General features: G+C 60.3%; 14 protein-coding genes and 1 tRNA gene. 9 read left to right on the top strand and 6 right to left on the bottom strand.

Going from position 1 to position 17,983, the window contains the following annotated elements:
• Nucleotides 1-57 precede the first annotated feature (57 nt).
• The 9 genes from HMPREF3171_RS03180 (at nucleotide 58) to HMPREF3171_RS03135 (ending at nucleotide 9,272) form a co-directional block, all read left to right on the top strand.
• Nucleotides 58-1,740, top strand: coding sequence for an L-lactate permease (locus HMPREF3171_RS03180; RefSeq protein WP_070482780.1), 1,683 nt, complete (start codon nucleotides 58-60; stop codon nucleotides 1,738-1,740).
• Nucleotides 1,741-1,828: 88 nt separating this feature from the next.
• Nucleotides 1,829-2,614 (top strand): (Fe-S)-binding protein, encoded by a 786-nt coding sequence (locus HMPREF3171_RS03175; RefSeq protein ID WP_070421832.1) that lies wholly within the window; start codon nucleotides 1,829-1,831, stop codon nucleotides 2,612-2,614.
• Between the two features lie 23 nt (nucleotides 2,615-2,637).
• Nucleotides 2,638-4,161: a LutB/LldF family L-lactate oxidation iron-sulfur protein gene (locus HMPREF3171_RS03170; protein WP_070421863.1), complete on the top strand. Its 1,524-nt coding sequence runs from the start codon at nucleotides 2,638-2,640 to the stop codon at nucleotides 4,159-4,161.
• Entirely contained in the window at nucleotides 4,162-4,842 is a 681-nt protein-coding gene (locus tag HMPREF3171_RS03165; protein WP_070482769.1) for a LutC/YkgG family protein, read from the top strand.
• Nucleotides 4,843-5,083: 241 nt separating this feature from the next.
• Nucleotides 5,084-5,157 (top strand) — tRNA-Arg (locus HMPREF3171_RS03160).
• 435 nt (nucleotides 5,158-5,592) lie between these two features.
• Nucleotides 5,593-6,513 carry a CPBP family intramembrane glutamic endopeptidase gene (locus HMPREF3171_RS03150; RefSeq protein WP_141743323.1) on the top strand — a complete coding sequence of 307 codons (921 nt, stop codon included), beginning with the start codon at nucleotides 5,593-5,595 and terminating at the stop codon, nucleotides 6,511-6,513.
• Nucleotides 6,514-6,576: 63 nt separating this feature from the next.
• Nucleotides 6,577-7,110, top strand: a complete 534-nt coding sequence (locus HMPREF3171_RS03145; protein WP_070482758.1) for a YceI family protein — start codon at nucleotides 6,577-6,579, stop codon at nucleotides 7,108-7,110.
• Between the two features lie 17 nt (nucleotides 7,111-7,127).
• Complete coding sequence (locus HMPREF3171_RS03140; RefSeq protein ID WP_070450152.1) at nucleotides 7,128-7,586, top strand: hypothetical protein; 459 nt, start codon at nucleotides 7,128-7,130, stop codon at nucleotides 7,584-7,586.
• Between the two features lie 72 nt (nucleotides 7,587-7,658).
• Nucleotides 7,659-9,272 (top strand): alpha/beta fold hydrolase, encoded by a 1,614-nt coding sequence (locus HMPREF3171_RS03135; RefSeq protein ID WP_070421826.1) that lies wholly within the window; start codon nucleotides 7,659-7,661, stop codon nucleotides 9,270-9,272.
• 84 nt (nucleotides 9,273-9,356) lie between these two features.
• Here the strand turns inward: HMPREF3171_RS03135 and HMPREF3171_RS03130 are convergent, their stop codons facing one another.
• From HMPREF3171_RS03130 to HMPREF3171_RS03105, 6 genes are all read right to left on the bottom strand, one after another.
• Nucleotides 9,357-9,572 (bottom strand): PspC domain-containing protein, encoded by a 216-nt coding sequence (locus HMPREF3171_RS03130; RefSeq protein WP_070421825.1) that lies wholly within the window; start codon nucleotides 9,570-9,572, stop codon nucleotides 9,357-9,359.
• A 71-nt stretch (nucleotides 9,573-9,643) separates the two neighbouring features.
• Nucleotides 9,644-10,117 carry a MarR family winged helix-turn-helix transcriptional regulator gene (locus HMPREF3171_RS03125; RefSeq protein WP_070421824.1) on the bottom strand — a complete coding sequence of 158 codons (474 nt, stop codon included), beginning with the start codon at nucleotides 10,115-10,117 and terminating at the stop codon, nucleotides 9,644-9,646.
• A gap of 11 nt (nucleotides 10,118-10,128) precedes the next feature.
• Entirely contained in the window at nucleotides 10,129-12,798 is a 2,670-nt protein-coding gene (locus HMPREF3171_RS03120; RefSeq protein WP_070482754.1) for an AAA family ATPase, read from the bottom strand.
• Between the two features lie 2 nt (nucleotides 12,799-12,800).
• A complete protein-coding gene (locus HMPREF3171_RS03115) occupies nucleotides 12,801-13,949 on the bottom strand; it encodes a metallophosphoesterase family protein (RefSeq protein ID WP_070482751.1) in 1,149 nt (382 codons plus the stop codon).
• Between the two features lie 58 nt (nucleotides 13,950-14,007).
• Nucleotides 14,008-14,823: an SWIM zinc finger family protein gene (locus tag HMPREF3171_RS03110; RefSeq protein WP_070482749.1), complete on the bottom strand. Its 816-nt coding sequence runs from the start codon at nucleotides 14,821-14,823 to the stop codon at nucleotides 14,008-14,010.
• Nucleotides 14,816-17,944: a DEAD/DEAH box helicase gene (locus HMPREF3171_RS03105; RefSeq protein WP_070482747.1), complete on the bottom strand. Its 3,129-nt coding sequence runs from the start codon at nucleotides 17,942-17,944 to the stop codon at nucleotides 14,816-14,818. Before HMPREF3171_RS03105 ends, HMPREF3171_RS03110 begins: the two co-directional genes overlap by 8 nt.
• Between the last annotated feature and the right edge of the window lie 39 nt (nucleotides 17,945-17,983).

Genomic DNA, 17,983 nt, shown 5'->3' with positions numbered 1-17,983 from the left:
CCGAGGCCACGGTCACCCGTTTCTTTTTCCGTTCCTGTCTCGAAAGAGCCCTGTTTTATGGACCAATTCCAAATCTTCACCGACGCAGTCGGTGGCAGCACTGGTCTGTCGGCATTGGTGTCTACCCTGCCGCTGTTAACCTTCTTCATCATGCTGCTCGGCGTGAAAGCTCGCGCTCACACCTCGGGTTTTGTTGCACTTATCGTTGCAATTCTCGTGGCCATCTTCGGCTTCCATATGCCGACCGCGTTTGCCATCTCTTCCGCGTTCCGCGGTGGCCTGTTCGGCCTGTTCCCCATCGTATTCGTCATCCTGACGGCCATCTGGTTCTACCAGATCACGGTCGCTTCGGGTCGTTTCGAGGACCTTCGTCTTGTGTTCGACAAGATGGGCAACGGTGACGTTCGCATCCAGGCGATGCTCATCGCTTTCTGCTTCGGTGGCCTGCTTGAAGCCCTCGCCGGCTTCGGTGCCCCGGTTGCTATTACCGCGACGATGATTCTCGCGCTCGGCATCCCGCCACTGAAGGCCGCCACCGTGGTGCTTATTGCGAACACCGCTCCGGTGGCATTCGGCGCCGTCGCTATTCCGATTACCACCGCAGGTGACGTGGGTGGTCGTACGCTGGAGCAGACCGAGAACATCGCCGCCATCGTCGGCCACCAGACCCCGGTTCTGGCGTTCTTCGTGCCGTTCATCATTGCGCTGCTTATCGACGGCTTCCGTGGCGTCAAGGAGACCGCCCCGGCCGCAGGTGTCATCGGTCTGGCTTTCGCGATCGCCCAGTGGTGGACCTCCAACCACTTCGCCTACCAGCTCACTGACGTTATCGCCTGCATCGTCGCACTTGGCGCCGCGTTTGTGCTGCTGCGTTTTTGGCAGCCGCGCGGTGTGGAAGCCATGCGTGAGCGCCTCGGCCTCGAGCCGTACGCCGACGAAGATGGCGACACTGAAGCGCTCACCGGCAGCCGCGTCTGGATGGCACTCATGCCGTACGCAATCGTCGTTGTCGTGTTCGGCCTGGCAAACCTGGGCACCACGATTCCGACCTGGCTCAAGCAGTTCAAGATCTCGTTCCCGTGGCCAGTCATCGATGGCCAGCTGCTCAATGCTGCGGGCGAGGCGGTCAACACCGACTACTCATTCGCCTACATCAACAACCCGGGCTCGCTGATGGTCATTTCCGCCATCATCGTCTCCATCGCCTACATGGTGTTCAACGACAACGGTCGCTACAGCCTCACCTGGGGCCAAGTTGGTAAGGAGTTCGTGGACACCGCATGGAAGATGCGCTGGTCCGCCGTCACCATCATGCTGGTGCTCGCACTGGCATACGTGATGAACTACTCGGGTCAGACCGTGACCATTGGTGAGTTCTTTGCCAACCTCGGCCCGGCATTCGCGTTCTTCGCTCCGATGCTTGGCTGGGTCGGCGTGGCTGTGACTGGTTCCGACACCTCGGCCAACGCCCTGTTCGCCAACCTTCAGGTCACCGCCGCGAACAACCTTGGCCTCAACCCGGACCTCATGCTGGCTGCTAACACCACCGGTGGTGTTGTGGGCAAGATGATCTCCCCGCAGTCCCTCGCAATTGCCGCTACCGCGGTGAGCATGGAGGGCAAGGAGTCCGAGATTTTCAAGAAGGTCGTGGGCTGGTCCTTCGGCTTCTTGCTCGCAGTGTGCGTGATAGTCTTTCTGCAGTCGAACGTTCTAGAGGTCCTTGCTCCGGTCGTTCCGTAACTGCCATCCTTTTACGGTGCTCCCGAGGTCCAAGTGACCTCGGGAGTTTCGTCGTTTTCCCTGAGATTTCCCATGATAGGAGCCCGAAATGCGAGTAGCTCTGTTTTCTACTTGTATCGGCGACGCCCTCTTCCCTGACGCGCATAAGGCCTCGGCCATTGTGCTTTCCCGTCTCGGCTATGAGGTTGTCTTCCCCGAGCAACAAACCTGCTGCGGCCAGATGCACGTCAACACTGGCTACAAAGAACAAGCCGTCCCAATCATTGAGACGTACGTCGATGCCTTTGCAGACTCGTCGATTGACTACGTTGTGGCTCCTTCGGGCTCCTGCGCGGGAGCTGTCCGCGAGCAGCACGTCGAGCTTGCGGAGCGTTTCGGCTCCAAGGCGCTTGTCGACGGCGCAAAGATCGCCTCGAAGAAGACCTACGATCTCTCCGAATTCATCGTTGATGTCGCCGGCACCTACGACGTGGGCGCATTCTTCCCGCACCGCGTGACCTACCACTCCTCTTGCCACTCCCTGCGCTTCCTCAAGGTCGGCGACCGTCCGACCGAGCTGCTGCGCCACGTTGAAGGCCTTGAGCTTGTGGATCTGCCGAACTCCGAGGAGTGCTGCGGTTTCGGCGGCACATTCTCTGTGAAGATGCCTGAGGTGTCTTCCGCGATGGTGTCCGACAAGGTCCGCCACATCAAGGAGACCCAGGCGGAGTTTGTCACCGCTGGTGACTCCTCTTGCTTGATGAACATTGGTGGTGCACTGTCTCGCCAGCACCAAGGCATTCGTGCCGTGCACATGGCTGAGATCCTCGCCTCCACCAAGGAGCACCCGCTGACCCCGACGTCTGCGGTGTACACGAAGGAGAAGATGCTGTGAAGGTTGCACTCGGACAGCCCACGATGCCGCCGTTTGCCAACGGCCCGGCTCACCTGCGCGGCAAGGAGAAGTTCCAGAAGGCTGCGCACCACGAACTTAACGACGTCACCAAGCGCCGTAATTACCAGTACGCCACCACGACCATTCGTGTGAAGCGTCAGAACGTTGTCGACGAGCTGGATGACTGGCAGCAGCTGCGCGAAGCAGGCTCCACCATTAAGCGCGACGTTGCGGCACGTATGCCCGAGCTGCTTGAGCAGTTCGAGGAGAACGTGACCAAGCGCGGTGGCCACGTCCACTGGGCTCGCGACTCCAAGGAAGCCAACGAGATCATCCAGGGCCTGATCAAGGAGACTGGTGAGGACAAGGTCGTCAAGATCAAGTCCATGGCAACCCAGGAAATCGCTCTGAACGACGAGCTGGAAAAAGCCGGCATCTTCGCTCAGGAGACCGACCTGGCTGAGCTTATTGTGCAGCTCGGCGAGGACTTCCCGTCCCACATTCTCGTCCCGGCGATCCACCGCAACCGCGCGGAGATCCGCGACATCTTCGCCGCGAAGATGCCGAACACGGACGAGACGCTGACCCAGGAACCTGCCGAACTCGCAGAGGCTGCACGTCAGTACCTGCGCCAGCAGTTCATGGAGGCAAAGGTTGCCATTTCCGGCGCCAACTTCGGTTGCGCCGATACCGGCACCGTCTCCATCGTCGAGTCTGAGGGCAACGGCCGTATGTGCCTGACGCTGCCGGAGACGCTTATCACCGTGATGGGCATTGAGAAGCTCCTGCCGAGCTTCGATGACCTCGGTGTGTTCCTGCAGCTGCTGCCGCGCTCCTCTACCGGTGAGCGCATGAACCCGTACACCTCCCTGTGGTCCGGTGTGACCGAGGGCGACGGCCCGCAGAACTTCCACATTGTTTTGCTGGACAACGGTCGTACCGCCGCAATGTCTAACGAGATCGGCCGCGAGGCACTCAAGTGCATCCGCTGCTCGGCTTGTTTGAACGTTTGCCCGGTCTACGAGCGTGCCGGCGGCCACTCCTACGGCTCCACCTACCCGGGCCCGATTGGTGCAATCCTGACCCCGCAGCTCACAGGTATCGATTCTTCGGACGACCCGAACGGTTCCCTGCCGTACGCGTCCTCGCTGTGCGGTCGCTGCAACGAGGTGTGCCCGGTGAAGATCCCGATCACCGACATTCTGTTGGAGCTGCGCTACCAGAAGGCAAAGAACGAGCCGAACCGCATGGAGCAGGCTGCGTTCGCGTCGCTGGCTCAGGTGTGGGGCCGCAGCAACGTGTGGAACCGTCTGGTCCGCATGGTTGCGCTTGGTCGTGTGCTCGGCGGCTTTAACGGCAAGATCGAGACCATGCCGCCTCCAATCTCCGGCTGGACTGGCTACCGCGATGTTGCGGTGCCGCCGAAGAAGTCCTTCCGCCAGTGGTGGGAGACGGACGAGGCGAAGCGTCTGCTGTCCGAGGCACGTGAGCAGGGCATTCCGAACGGCCAGAAGGTCAACACCAAGCCGATCGAGGAGGAGAAGTAAATGACTACCACTACTGGTAATGCTGCAGGCTCCCCCGCCCGCGAATCCCGTAACGAGGCTGCGAAGCGCGAGATTCTCAAGCGCATCCGCAACGCGCACAAGCTCTCTAACGTTCCGGAGCATGTCGAGGTGGTCCGCGAGTACCGCACCACGTCCGACATCAAGGGCGACGAGCTGCGCAAAATCCTTATCGACCGTCTTGTGGACTACAAGGCTGACGTTGTGGAAACCACCGAGCAGACGCTTGGCGACGACCTGCTGAAGGTGCTTGCAGACCGCAAGTGCAAGGACGTTGTCTACGCACCGGGCCTGGATGCCTCCCTGTTCGACGGTTTCTCCGGCACTGCCCGTCCGGATGACGTCACGTCGGATCCGCGTGCGCTGGGCGATGTGGACGCCGTGGTGACGGATTCCCACGTCACCTCCGCGCAGACCGGCTCGATCGTGCTGGAGGCTGGCGACGTGTGCGGCCGCCGCGCGCTGTCTCTGGTTCCGGACCGCCACATCTGCATCGTGCGTGCAAATTCCGTGGTCTACGGTGTGCCAGAGATGATCGCCCGTATCAACCCGGAGCACCCGGCCACGATGATTTCTGGCCCGTCCGCTACTTCTGACATCGAGCTCGTGCGCGTCGAGGGCGTGCACGGCCCGCGTGACCTCATCGTCATGGTCGTGAAGTAACACTCCCTCTTCCCCGGCGCCTTCGCCGGGGCGAGATACACGAAATGGCCGGTCCCTTTTGGGGCCGGCCATTTCGCTGTCATTGTTTCCCGTGTCACGCCGTTCCCGCGGCGCACAATCATTATGAAACACCGGTGTTGAGAAACCATGGCGTGTGGCTGAGAGTGTCCTGAGGGTTTCGTCGTGAAGCGCTGCACCAATTTCTTCTGCCCACACACGGGGTGCTAGTGTGATCGGCATTGTCTCCGTAGCTCAGTGGATTAGAGCATTGGTTTCCGGTACCAAAGGTCGCAGGTTCGAATCCTGTCGGGGACACGCTGTGTTATCTCGAGACATCGTTCCTTCGGTGTCTCGAGATTTTTGTTTGTGGGGTCGTTCCGGGAGTGCAATTCACAGCCCCCTCTTTTGTCGCGCCCGTTGACACGCGGGCGGTATTAGACTTTTTGTTGTCAGGAGGCTTCGGAATGGGCTCTCGGTTCGAAATGGGCTTTGGCGGCGCACTTGCCGCAAGAGAAGAGAATGGAGCGCCATGGGTTCCGCCATGGTGGCAGAGATTCGTGATCGTCCCCTTGGCCGTCCCCGCCATGTATATCGTGTTTCCTGTTGACAGGGATAATTTCAACCTAAGCAACTTACTCAAACCGGCCGCGTGGACACTGGGGGTCTACTACATCGTCATTTTGCCAATCTTTGACCTCCGCAGGTATCGCTGGGATAAGAAACACGACGAGTAGCAATAAAGGTGACATCTTGAACGCTTCGACATCCATCGCCTACCACCTCCTCGGACGCGCGTATCGACGACCCGCCACACCGCCCAACACTGACAACCCCACTCCACCCCGGCCGGCATGGTGGCGTCCGTTGATTGAACTCGTCATCGCTCTGGTGCTTTTGGTCACGCTAACGAGCGCGGCGATCGGCCTGTTCTACCTGTACGAGAAGATCGCCCATCCTGAGGTCAGCGCGTTCGCGGAATACTCGTTTTTGGAGCATCCGTATCTCGCAGCTGCAACATTTATTGGGTGGGTGGCGATGATCCCCGCGGGGTTCATCGCTGCCCGAGTGACAGGCCGCGACCCCCGTGCGCTGTGGTCCAGGGAACTGCGCTTTAGGTGGCGCAACTTCGGGCTCGCCTTGCTACCCGCCCTGCTGTTCCTCGGCGCCGAGGGCATCTACGCGGTGGTTATCTCGGACCGGTCCCAGGCGACTTTTACTCCTATGAATGTCGCTGCACTGGCCGTCATCGTCGCGATGGCACCGCTCCAGTCGCTGTCCGAGGAACTCTTTTTCCGCGGCTCGCTTGTGCAGATCACCGGCCAGTGGTTCTCCCCCGCCGTGATTGCGTACTTGATTCCGCTGCTGTTTTTCTTGTCAGGCCACCACTACGAATGGCAAGGCATGGTCAGCGTTACCGTGTTCGCGCTGTGCGCCACCTTCCTCACTCACACAACCGGTGGTATTGAAGCGGCGGCTGCGGTGCACGCCGTTGGCAACACGTTCGCCTACGCGCCGGACGCATTCGGTGTGGACGGGGTTGACTTGGCGGTGTCGTCGTCAAGCGATCTTGCGATCTCTGTAGTGGCCACCGTGGCGGCGACCGCCGGAGCGTATCTGCTCATTAAGCGAGCTACTTCTCAACCAGCAAATTGCCGGTCAAACAATTGTTGACGTGTCACCATTACTCCGTTACAGTCGGCGCCACACGTAACGACATCGAATAAAGGAGACGCAATGACTAACCTGACCGGTACTTACAACCTCGACCCTGCCCACTCCACCATCGGCTTCACCGTGCGCCACGCGATGGTGACCAAAGTCCGCGGCGAGTTCACCGACTTCGATGCAACACTAACCATCGCCGAGAACCCGGCCGAGAGCACCGCGACGGGCACTGTGCGCACCGCGAGCGTCGATACGAACAACGCTGATCGTGATGAGCATGTGCGTGGCGACGACTTCTTCGCCGTCGACAAGCACCCGGAAATGACGTTCACCGCCACCGAGTTCAACGTCGATGAGTCGGGAAACGGCTCCGTCACTGGCGACCTCACCATCAAGGGCACCACCAAGCCGATCACGTTTGACGTCGAGACGTTTGGCGTCGAAGAGGATCCGTTCGGCAACACACGCATCGGCTTCGAAGCTCGCACCACCATTAACCGCACGGACTTCGGCATCGACTTCCAGGCACCGCTGAACTCCGGCGGCATGCTGGTCAGCGAGAAGGTCGGCATCGAGATCGAAGGCTCCGGCATCAAGCAGTAGGCCTTATACTCGCCGCCATGGAGCGGAAAGTGTTTACCCGCCATCCAGGCGGTCTACCCGCGGCATTCGTCGCGGGTTTCGTCATTGTGGCAGTCGTCGTTGCAGCGTTGAGCGGCGAACTCTACGGTGCGCTGTTGTTTGGATTCGTGGTGGTGCTTTGGGGGCTCTGGATTTTCTCCCGCAAAGTGGCGCTGGTTCTTGACCACGACTCCCTCACCACCACCCTTGGCAGCCGATCCAGAACCATCTCATATTCGGACATCAAGGACGTGCGCCCCGGAGAAGAACCCAGCCTGATCCACTTCACCGGTATTGCCATGCTGACCGACCAGCCGGACCGCTACGCCGATGCGGACGCGTTCACCCTCGGCGGGCCCACGGTGCGCATCTGTGTCCGCAATGCAGATGACTGCCTCGTTGCCGTGGCGGATCAAGACCACGTGCAGCGTGCAATTCGCGAAAGAATCGGCGCGTAGCGTGGCGATAGCTGACAACTCCGGTAGATTCGGTTAAGCGAAACCTTAGGTATGGAGAAAAGGAGCCTGGCTATGTTGAAGTCGGTCACGAGACGCGTCGTCAAGCGAAGTGCTGCAGCACTCGGCGCGCTGGCACTCACCTTGTCACCACTGACCGCAACCCCTGCTCACGCGCAGCCGACTTCCCCTGTCATTACGTGGGAGTCGTGCCCGTTCTACGTTGATGCCAAGGGCGCACAGTGCGGCCGCATTTTGGTGCCCATGCACTACGACAACCCCACGGCTGGCGACATCTCCGTTGGCTTTATCAAGATCCCGGCTCAAAATCCGGGTGCACGTCGTGGCGCGATCTTCGGCAACCCAGGCGGGCCTGGTGGCGATGCTTACAGCTTCTTCGGCATGAACGAAGGCATGAAGTGGCCGCAGGAGATGCGCAACGAGTGGGATCTCGTAGCGGTACAACCGCGTGGCCTGATTGGTTCTACTCAGTTGAAGTGCGCTGACCCTGCAATGAACGGCCCTGCCGACATAGCGAAGCTGACATGGGACGCCACGGTCACCCAAGGCGGACTCACCCGCGAACTGTGCGAGAAGCCTCGTCCGGGCTACACCAAGACGATCACCACCTACAACAACGCCCGTGACTGGGACATGGTCCGCTGGGCGCTTGGATACGACACCATCTCAATCATGGGCTTGTCGTACGGCACGTACTTGGGCTCGGCGTACGCGTCGATGTTCCCCAACCGCACCGACAAGGTCGTCCTCGACTCCGCGATGAACCCGAACGACCAGTGGTCGAAGATCCTGCTGGACCAAAAGGGCGGCTACGAACGTGCACTAAACGAGTACTTCGCGTGGGTCGCCGCAAACGACGCAAAGTACCGCATGGGCAATACCCCACTGAAGGCGTACCAGTACTGGTCGAACGTGGTCGTCGCACAGTCCGGCACTAACCCGACCGTGACCCCACCGCCAGCCCGTGTGGGCGACCTTCCGCCTGCACTCGCGTTTGCCGGCCAAGCGGGCGCAGACGCTATGTCGGCTGCCGGCAAGGCCCGTGTAGAGGGCGAAGGCATTATCTCCCGCATGCTCAACCCGGGTGCGAACCAGGTGTCATCACCGCTGCTGCTGGCCACTCGCAATGTGCTGCCCTCGCCTGCGGACTGGGACTCGCTTGCACGGCTCACCAATGGCTCGCTAAAGCAAGACCAGGCCAAGCCGGCGCCTGAGTTGATGAAGTTCCTCCAAGACGAGTCCATCGCCCGCAACGAGTTGCTCGCCGTGCAGACCTGCAACGAGAACATCGCTGCGCCGGACTACGGCCTTATTCCGGAAGCGTTTTGGGCCAACCAGACCGGCGAGGTCATCACCGCCCCTGCTCTGCAGTTCGGCTCTGGTGTGACCTGCAACGGCGCAGCGCCAGTCACGGGCAAGGTGGCGCTCAACGGTTCGAAGCTGAAGACTCGTCCACTGCAGATCAACGCCACGCGTGATCCGCAAACCATGTATGCGGGACGCTTCGGCATCGCCCAGCCGATGGGCTCGCACGTGGTGACGGTTCACGGCCCGGGCCACGGTCACGTCGGGCGCGGCAACCAGGCTGTCGACCGTCAGGTTGTCGAATACCTGCGCACCGGCAACCTTGGACCGGTTGATCAGCCGGGGTACTTCAACCAGGGATAGCCCCGCGCATAGGCGTCAGCCCGTGATGGAGTTCGTAGCGACGAACCACATCACGGGCTGCATTATTTTCTAAAACTCTGTGTTTTAGAACTCTGCCGGCATGATCATCCAAGCAACGATGTATGCCAACAGGCCCGGCATTACCCCGGCGAGTACCAGCAGGATGAAGACCACGCGAACGAGGGTGGAGTCCACCCCGAAGTATTTCGCGATGCCACCGCATACGCCCGCGATGTACTTATCAGTCATCGACCGTTCAAGTCGTTTCGGAGTGTTACTAAAGTTCTGGGAGCTATTCATATAAGACATGCCTCCATCAAACTCCGCTTCCCTCGCTCCGGCAATGGCTCTGGAAACATGTTGCGAGATTTTTACGAACCGTCAGGGGTACGTGGGTCGACTGCGATGACATCGTTCAGCCAGGTTTGAAGTACGTGCCTTTGTTCGTCTGTCAGTTGATCAAAGATCAGACGGCGGACGGTTTCGACGTGATCCGGCACTGCAGATTCCAGGCGTGTGAAGCCTTCATCGGTGATAGTCACCAATACGCCGCGCGCATCGCCCGGACACACCTTCTTCGACACCAATCCGCGCTTTTCCATGCGTGTGACCTGGTGCGACGCACGCGAGCGGTCCCATTGCAGCTCGGCACACAGTTCGCGCAGTCGCATTGTCCGTTCTGGGGCTTCGGAAAGCACCACCAGGATTGAGAACTCGGGAGCAGACATGGCTGCGGTTTCCTGCAGCCGCTCATCGATGGCGTTATTTACCTTCTTCGAGGCAGCCAGGATCAGTCGCCAGAGGTGTTGCTCGTCCTCAGTAAGCCAGCGCGGTTGAGTAGCCATAACCGATGATGTTATCCAATCCCCTTATGAATCCCCTTTAAGTCATCCACTGCGTAGGTCCGTGCAGCCGATACGCGGTCGAATCGTTGCGGGAAACACGTGAGCACGAGCACCTGTGAGTGCTTGCCTACCTGGCTAAATAGCGAGTTCATGCGAGCGAGGCGCTCCGGGTCGGTCGCACCCAACGCGTCATCAACAACTACCGGCACAGGAGCACCTGTCCCCTCTCCGGACACCAGGTCTGCGATGGCAAAGCGGGTCAGGATTGCTAACTGCTCCTTGGTGCCTCCCGAGAGTTGATCGAGTGGCACCGTGACGCCATCGACGGTGCGGTCCGTAATCGTCAGGTCATCGCCATAGTTGAAATCTACGCTCGGGCCGAACAGGATTCGGGCACGCTCGCGCACTGCGGCATTAAACGGCGCCGCGTAGCGCGAACGGGCAACGTCGCGGTGGCGGTGCATAGTCTCGCGTAGGAGTTTCACCGCCTCTGCCCGTCGCGTTGCACGGTCAAGGGCGGCTTGGGCGATCTCGAGCTCCGCAGCAGCATGGTCGGCTTGCTCGGCAGTACCGGTGGCCATGTCGATGTATCCGGTGAGCTCGCGGATTCGGTTCTGTGCATCGTTCTTGCGCTTCTCCAGATTGCTCAGACGTGTGGTGGCTCCCTCCAGCAGGGATGCGGCGAATTCGGGATCCGCTTCCGCCAATTCCGCCTTTAGCGCGTCAACAACCTGTTGGGATTCGGTTTCGTCTTCACACGCTTGCTGGAGAGTTTTGTCCAAATCTTCGGCACGTGTTGTTTCCTCCGCACGGGACAGTTCCGCGGCTGCTGCAGAGGCTTCTGCTGTTTTTGCCTCCAGACGGGTCTCCAGGACGGTCAGCGTGTGTGCTGCGGTTTTGTCTACGTAGGGTTTCAGTGCGGCTTCGGCAGCGTCCACGTCACGTTCTGCGTTAGCGAGCGCCTTTTGCGTCTCGCGCAACGCTTCCTCTGCGTCGGCTTCGTCCACCTCCGCTACGACATCGGATGCAGCAGTGTCTTTCAGCGCTGCCGCAAGCTCTTCAGCCTGTGCCGACAGTTTGGTCCGCTCGGCACGCAGTTCGTCGGCGGATGCACCGGCGAGGGTGTCGTCGAGACGCTGGCGCGCCACCTTGAGTTCGGAGGCGTACTCCTGCGTGGCGTCGCGGGCGGCACGGGCCTCATCAACACTGTCGCAACCGGTGGCGGCAAGTGCATCAGCAAATGCGCGTTCTGCCTTCTCTACGGCGCTTTGGGGATCTGCAGAGCCTTGGGCTGCGCGGAACACCACGCCGAATTCACCCAACTGCAACGTGGAGCCCTCGAAGACCGCGACGGTTTCCGTACCGTTGATGGGGCGATCATCGCCATCGACAGTGATCGTCGCATGATCTGCGGTGATCTCTAGTTTTGCCGAGGATGCGTCGCGCAGACGGCGCTGGAGTGTGACCTCGTTTTCTGCCTGTTCAAGGTCCCGAATGTGTTTGTCAGTGACGTCGCGCTCTGGCGCGTTGGAGAGCAGTTCTTTATACGCCTGCTCTACCGTGCCAATGCGTTCGAGCTGCTCGTCGATGGTCTTGAGGCGACGCTTCGCCCGTGCAAGATCCCGCAAGGTCTCTGCATGTTTGGATGCAGTGCGTGCGTCTGTAAGTCGTGTCTTCGCGCCCTCGACATCCGCAAGAAGGGTTGCTATCTTCTCCCCTTCCTCGTTACGGGCTTTTCGTGCAGGCTCAATCTCTTCACGGAGCTGAGCTTCCTCATGTTTGACCAACTCCACGCGCTTCTTCAGGGCGTTGCGGTCTGCTACATCCTGCTCAGCACGTTTGCGAGTGATCGTCGCTCGCTCGAGGCGCTCCTGGGCGGTAGCTGCCTTATCGCGGACCTGGTTCGCCGCAGCGCTTGCCTGCTCGCGCTCACGCAACTCTTGCTCGGCATCAGGCAGTTCCTTGTCGATGCTGTCGATCTCACTCTTGCGTCGCTCAACCTCATCGACGTACTGCGACAGCTGCTGCACTTCCGCTTCGTGTGTTCGCAGCTTCTCGCGGGCATCCTCTACGGCGGTAAACAACGCCGCATAGGGTGCTTTCTTCTTCGGTGGCTGCGCGTTGGTCCAATATTTTCCGTATTCGGCATCAATGGCGCGGGCGAGGTCTGAATCTTCCTCACCGGTTTCGCCTTCTCCGGCTTCCGCGTCAAGGGCACGAGAGATCGTCGGGATACCGGCAGCAGCGATCGCTGGATCGAGGTCCCCCTGGCGGAGAAACAGCGTCTGAGTAAGCGCTGTATCCAGGTGCTCGTCCAGGATCCGCAAAAGCTCATCGTCGGCTTCGCGGCCGGTGAAGTTAGCGCGGACCGGCGTGTGCACCGTCAGCTCTGATTTCTTTCCCTTGAGCCATCGCTTGCGCACGGTAAACGTGGTGCCGCCAATCGTGGCGTTGAGTTCTACCTCTGGTGATTCGTCACGTCCTGCGGGTGCAAGAGCGCGAATCTTCTTGCCGCCGCCAGTGTGACGCTCGTTGAGTACTGCATCAAGCGCGTCCAAGATGGTCGACTTGCCGGCCTCGTTGCGTCCGTGGACAACGATGACGCCTGTATCCGGCAGGTCACGCAGCTCCAGGTGCTCAATCGCACGAACATTGTCGAGGGTCAGCGAATGGATACGCATGATTAGTGGACCTCCTTAGACAGACGGAACAACAAGTTCACGGCATCGCGCGCTGTAGCCTCATCGCCAGCAACACCTATAAGCTCGCGCATCGCCTCCTTGGCGTAACCCGTCAGCGGCAAATTCTCTAGCTCTTCCTCGTCTGGCTCGAGGTGCAGGCTCATCAACCGCTCCCGCTCGTAGAGAGCGGCAAAGACCGGCTCTAACTCGTCTAACTCTCGTTGCAACGTACGGGTTGCTTCCAGGCCAAGCGTGCCGGAGAGCGCATACTTGATCACGGTCCGATCCTTCGCAGGATAGGCCTTCAGATCGTCGATAACCGCGGCAACATCGTCGGCATCGTTGACCTCCCAGAAGCGTGCTTCGAACGTCCAGGTGCCAACCGGAACCTTCTCAACCTCGACTGTGGATGTCAGACTGTCCTTCTCCACGGTCACGACTAGCGCGTTGCCGGAATCCACTTCCCCGCCCTTCGCGCCAGGTGAACGGTCGAAGTAGTCGGTGGTTTCCGGGGAGCCGGAGAACCACACTCGACCTGAGTCCGACAGTGATTGCGTGGAGTGGGTATCTCCCAACGCCACGTAATCGATCACGCCGCGATCGATTGCCGCATCAAGTTTGGCAATGTTGATAAGCGCCGCCGTCTCCTCGGTGCCATAGTCTTCTGCCTGGCCGTGGCCGACCAAGATGCGCACGTTTTCTGTCGGCTCCAGATTCCGAATCGCCTTCGCGCACAAATCCTCGGAGGCATGCTTGGCCAGCAGTGGCGCACCGACAATCTCCACGCCTTCGCGGCCCTCCACGGGCGTGGAGTCTCCCAAGACCGTCACCCCATCAATGTCAGAGGTGAAATTAAAGATGGAATCCGCCACCAACGGATCGTGGTTTCCCGGCAACAGATACACCGGCACCGGGAGATGCCGCAATGCTTCGAGTGCGCGCCCCCGCGTTTCGCGCTTGAGCGAATTGTGTTCGAACACGTCGCCTGCAACCACGATAAATTCGGCCCCGCGCTCTTCAGCGATCTCGCCGAGGCGCGTTACCGCGCGGAGCCGGGCTTCGTTGAAACGCGATTGGGCGTCGGCGGACAGGAACTTCCTTGTCATGCCCAACTGCAGGTCGGAGGTGTGAATGAATGTCGTGCGCGTCATACCCACAACAACTACCACCCCATCACGACACAGCACACAATATATTCGAACATATGAACTATGAACGCGTGAGGTCGTCGTAAAGATCCTCGATATCTGCTACCGCGCGCAATTGGTCGATGTTGGTAAACGACACAGATTGCATCGCACGGTGCAGCAAGTGGATGTCCGAGTCCTCGATCATCGGCGCGATCTTCGGGCGTGGCAGATCGGGCAGGTCGTGGCCATCCCAGAAGTACGGCGAACCCGGCGCGGAGTTCTCGAGCGCCATGTTGTGTGATTCGCGCCGTTTGCGGTCTTCGAGCGCGTTAAGCGTGATGCCACGCATGGAGAGGATGAGGCTCGGGTCGTCGTCGATAAGTTCGGCTGCGCACTGCGCGAGCGCGACAGCGTGCTTGCAAACTTGGGCGTTGTCCGGGCAGTCGCAGTAAAACCGCACCTCGTCGGGTGAGGAGCAGAGCAGGATGTCAAGGACGTCGTCATTGAGTTCCCCGGCACGGAGGCGCTCGAGGGAACCTGCTTCGCGCACAAGCGATCCGATGGCTGTTTCGATGTCTTCGCGGCTGCGGTGTGGCAGGACGAGTGTGGTGCGGAAGGGCTCGTTTTGGCTGCCAACAACGTCTGCGTGCATTCCGTTGGTTACGGCGGTCAGCCCAAGGACGTGCCCGCCGTCGGCGTAGGTGCGGCCGCGTTTGGCGCGCGCGACGTCGGTTTGTCGCACTGCAGCGTTGAATATGCGCATCGCTGGTGCGGATAGCCTGTTGACGCGCGAGGGTTCGCTGGTCTGCGCCCCGGTTTCGGCTGGGCTGGAGACGCGTGTGCGTGCGCCGAAGTTGGCGTAGATGACGTTGTCTTCGCGTGGGCGTTTAGTCATTTTGCCCCCTGTAGCTGATCAGTTGTGCCAGATCATCGGTGTCCAGCTCGGTGATCCAGCCTTCGCCTTGGCCGACGACGGTGCCTGCGAGCTGGGTTTTGCCGTCGAGGATGTCTTGGATGGATTCTTCCATGGTGCCGCGGGTGATGATTTTGTACACGGTAACGTTTTTGTCTTGTCCGATGCGGAATGCGCGGTCGGTCGCCTGGTTTTCTACGGCTGGGTTCCACCAGCGGTCGAGGTGAATGACCATAGAGGCCGCGGTGAGGTTGAGTCCTGTGCCGCCGGCCTTCAGGCTCAGGATCATGGCGCGCGGGCCGTTATCAGTTTGGAAATCTTCCACCATCTTGTCGCGCGCGGTTTTGCCCACGCCGCCGTGGAGGAATGGGATCTTCCCGCCGAGGCGCTCCGAAAGGTAGGGCTGGAGGATGTCGCCGAAGGCCTTGTACTGGGTGAAGATCAGGACGCGCTGGTCGGTTTCGATAGCGTTGTCCAGCAGTTCCATGAGTTTTTGTACTTTGCCGGAGCGGTGGACGCCTTTGATGGTGACTGGGGAGCCATCGCCAAGAAAGTGCGCCGGGTGGTTACAAATCTGCTTGATGCGCGTGATGGTGGACAGCACCAGGCCTTTGCGCGCAATGCCTTTTCGGTTCTGCAGTTCTTCCTGCATCGTGTCCACGAGCGCCTTGTACAGTGCGGCTTGCTCGGCTGTCATGTCTACGGCGATGACATGTTCGGCCTTTTCGGGCAGGTCGCTGATAATCGCCGTGTCAGTTTTCAGCCGGCGCATGATAAACGGCGCGGTGAGACGCTGAAGCCGCTCGCTCATCTCGAGCGCGACAGGAGCTTCGCTGTGGGCCTCGATGACCTTGGCAAAGTGGTTGCGGAAAAACGACTGGGAGCCAAGCATGCCGGGGTTAACAAAGTCGAGGATGCTACGCAGCTCCGACAGTTTGTTTTCAATCGGCGTGCCGGTCAGCGCGATGCGGTGGCGTGCTGGCAGGGCGCGCACGCTTTTCGACGCCTGCGTGCCCGAATTCTTAATCGCCTGCGCTTCATCCAGCACCACGTGATCCCAACGCACCTTGGCCAGGTCTTTCACGTCGCGGGCAACCGTGCCGTAGGAGGAAATGACAATGTCCGCTTCTTCGGCCGCAGCGAACAACTCGTCACCTTTGAGCCGTCCCGTGCCGTGGTGGACCCGCACCTTCATACCCGGCACGAAGCGGGCTGCTTCGCGCGCCCAGTTGCCCACTACTGAGGTCGGCGCAACCACAAGCGTCGGTCCGGTCTTCCTGCCGTTCGCCTCTTCCACCGCGAGCAGGGACAACAGTTGGAGGGTTTTGCCAAGCCCCATGTCGTCTGCAAGCACAGCCCCAAGGTTGTTGCGGGACATGTAGTACAGCCAGTCCACACCGCGGCGCTGGTACTCGCGCAGCTCGGCGTTGACAGTCTCAGGGACCTCTACGCGCTCAGGCGCGGGGCGGTCGGTGCCGCCGACAAGCGAGGTAAACCAGGGTGAGCCGGTAAACGCGATCGGGCTATCGTCGCCAGTTTCCAAGGCGAGCTGACGCAGCTCCGCAGCGGAAACCACGCCCTCGCCCTGCGCTTCTTTTAGCCGTTCGTACTCCGCGCGAGCCGCACGTGCGATCTCTGCAAGTTGTTCGGCATCTTCGCTGCCACCGGCTTCTGCAAGACGCGCGTGGATCTCGGCGGCTTCCGCCTCGGCGAGCGCGTTCTTCAGCGTGCTTTCCTTGAGCTTGTTCAGATACTTCGCGGACTTAGACAGATGCTTGGTATCGGCCAGCACCCACTCCCCGCGCAGTTTGATCAGGCCGGTTTTGGAGCGCGCAAGTTCCGCCATCTCATCGTCAGTCAATTCCACTCCGCCGATGGAAAGGCGCCAGTCGTACTTGACCAGCGTGTCGAAGCCCATGCGAGTGACCGTGGCGGAATCGTGCGGGTCCTCGTGACGGGCAAGTTTCAGTTGCGACGATGTCTCCGCCGTCGCCCACGTTCGCGGCAGCATGACGACGAAGCCTTCCGCACGCAACGCGGGCGCAACGTTTTGGACGAACTCGACGATCTGATCAGCCGTGAGCAGCACATCCCAATCACCGTCAGTACGCCCTTGGGCACCATGCAGTGAGGGATCGAGCAGCTCCGACACTGCGATTGCGGAGCGCAACTGGCCACGAAGGTGATCCGCCGACGCGCTATCAAAATCCGCCATGCGAACCGGGCGGGGTGAATCCGCCTGCGAGCGGACCTGGATCCGCACCGGCCACAACGGCTCCGCTGCAGCGGCGTCACTGTTGCCACTAACGTCGCCGTCGCGGTCGTCGTCAAGATCCATCAACGGTTCTTGCGGGTCTTCGGCAATGAAGACCAGCTGCAGATTCGCCGCGGTGATCGTGCCGTTCCAATCACCGATCTGCTGCGCCAGGCTCGGTCCGCCGCGACGAAGCGGGGTGTCGAACATCAGCGACAGCACAAAGTCGTGGCGCGGAAACGGACGGCCAGCTTCTGACGTCGCCGTATCACGCAGACGAGTCGAGGCAATCCAGTGCGTAAATGTCGTCGTACAATCCTCGCTTAACTTGTGGTTATTGGCCGTGAGCACGCCCGGCGCTGCGGCGATCATCTCCGCGAGCCAGCCCCTCTCCTCAAGACCTGTGCCCAACTGCCACTGTGCAAACCACTGGTTCTCCCGGTACGGCACATGGATGGACACTCGCCCGGCTCGGATGAACTTGGTCAACCCCGCATACATGCGGATGAGCCAATACAGATCTGGTGCGATCGATTGGCGCTGCGACGGGGTTGCTGCCGGTGATGGCCCGTCGAGATGCGCGATGCTCTCCAAGAACCTGATCGCATCCTCGGGCGCGAACTTTGCCACGGGAGCGCGTAGCGTTACCTGGCGCCCTTTCGGAGTTTGCAGGAGCAGGATTTCCCGGTGACGGAACCGGGAATCGTCGAGAAGCGAATGCACAATTGGCGGAAAAGTCCCTTCCGGAACTTGACCAATCGTCACAATTCTGTGGCCTTCTACCTGCTCAGCCCAAATGACAAGTCCAGCGTCGGACGTCCAGAGCCCGTGCAAAACGTATTTAGGCATACCCACCCTTATACCACCCACCCCGAAATTGACCCCTAG

This window comes from Corynebacterium sp. HMSC08F01 (genome assembly GCF_001807545.1).
GTDB classification, from domain to species: Bacteria; Actinomycetota; Actinomycetes; order Mycobacteriales; family Mycobacteriaceae; genus Corynebacterium; species Corynebacterium coyleae.
Note: the sequence above shows the minus strand (reverse complement) of the source record. Positions and strands in the feature narration are given on the sequence as shown.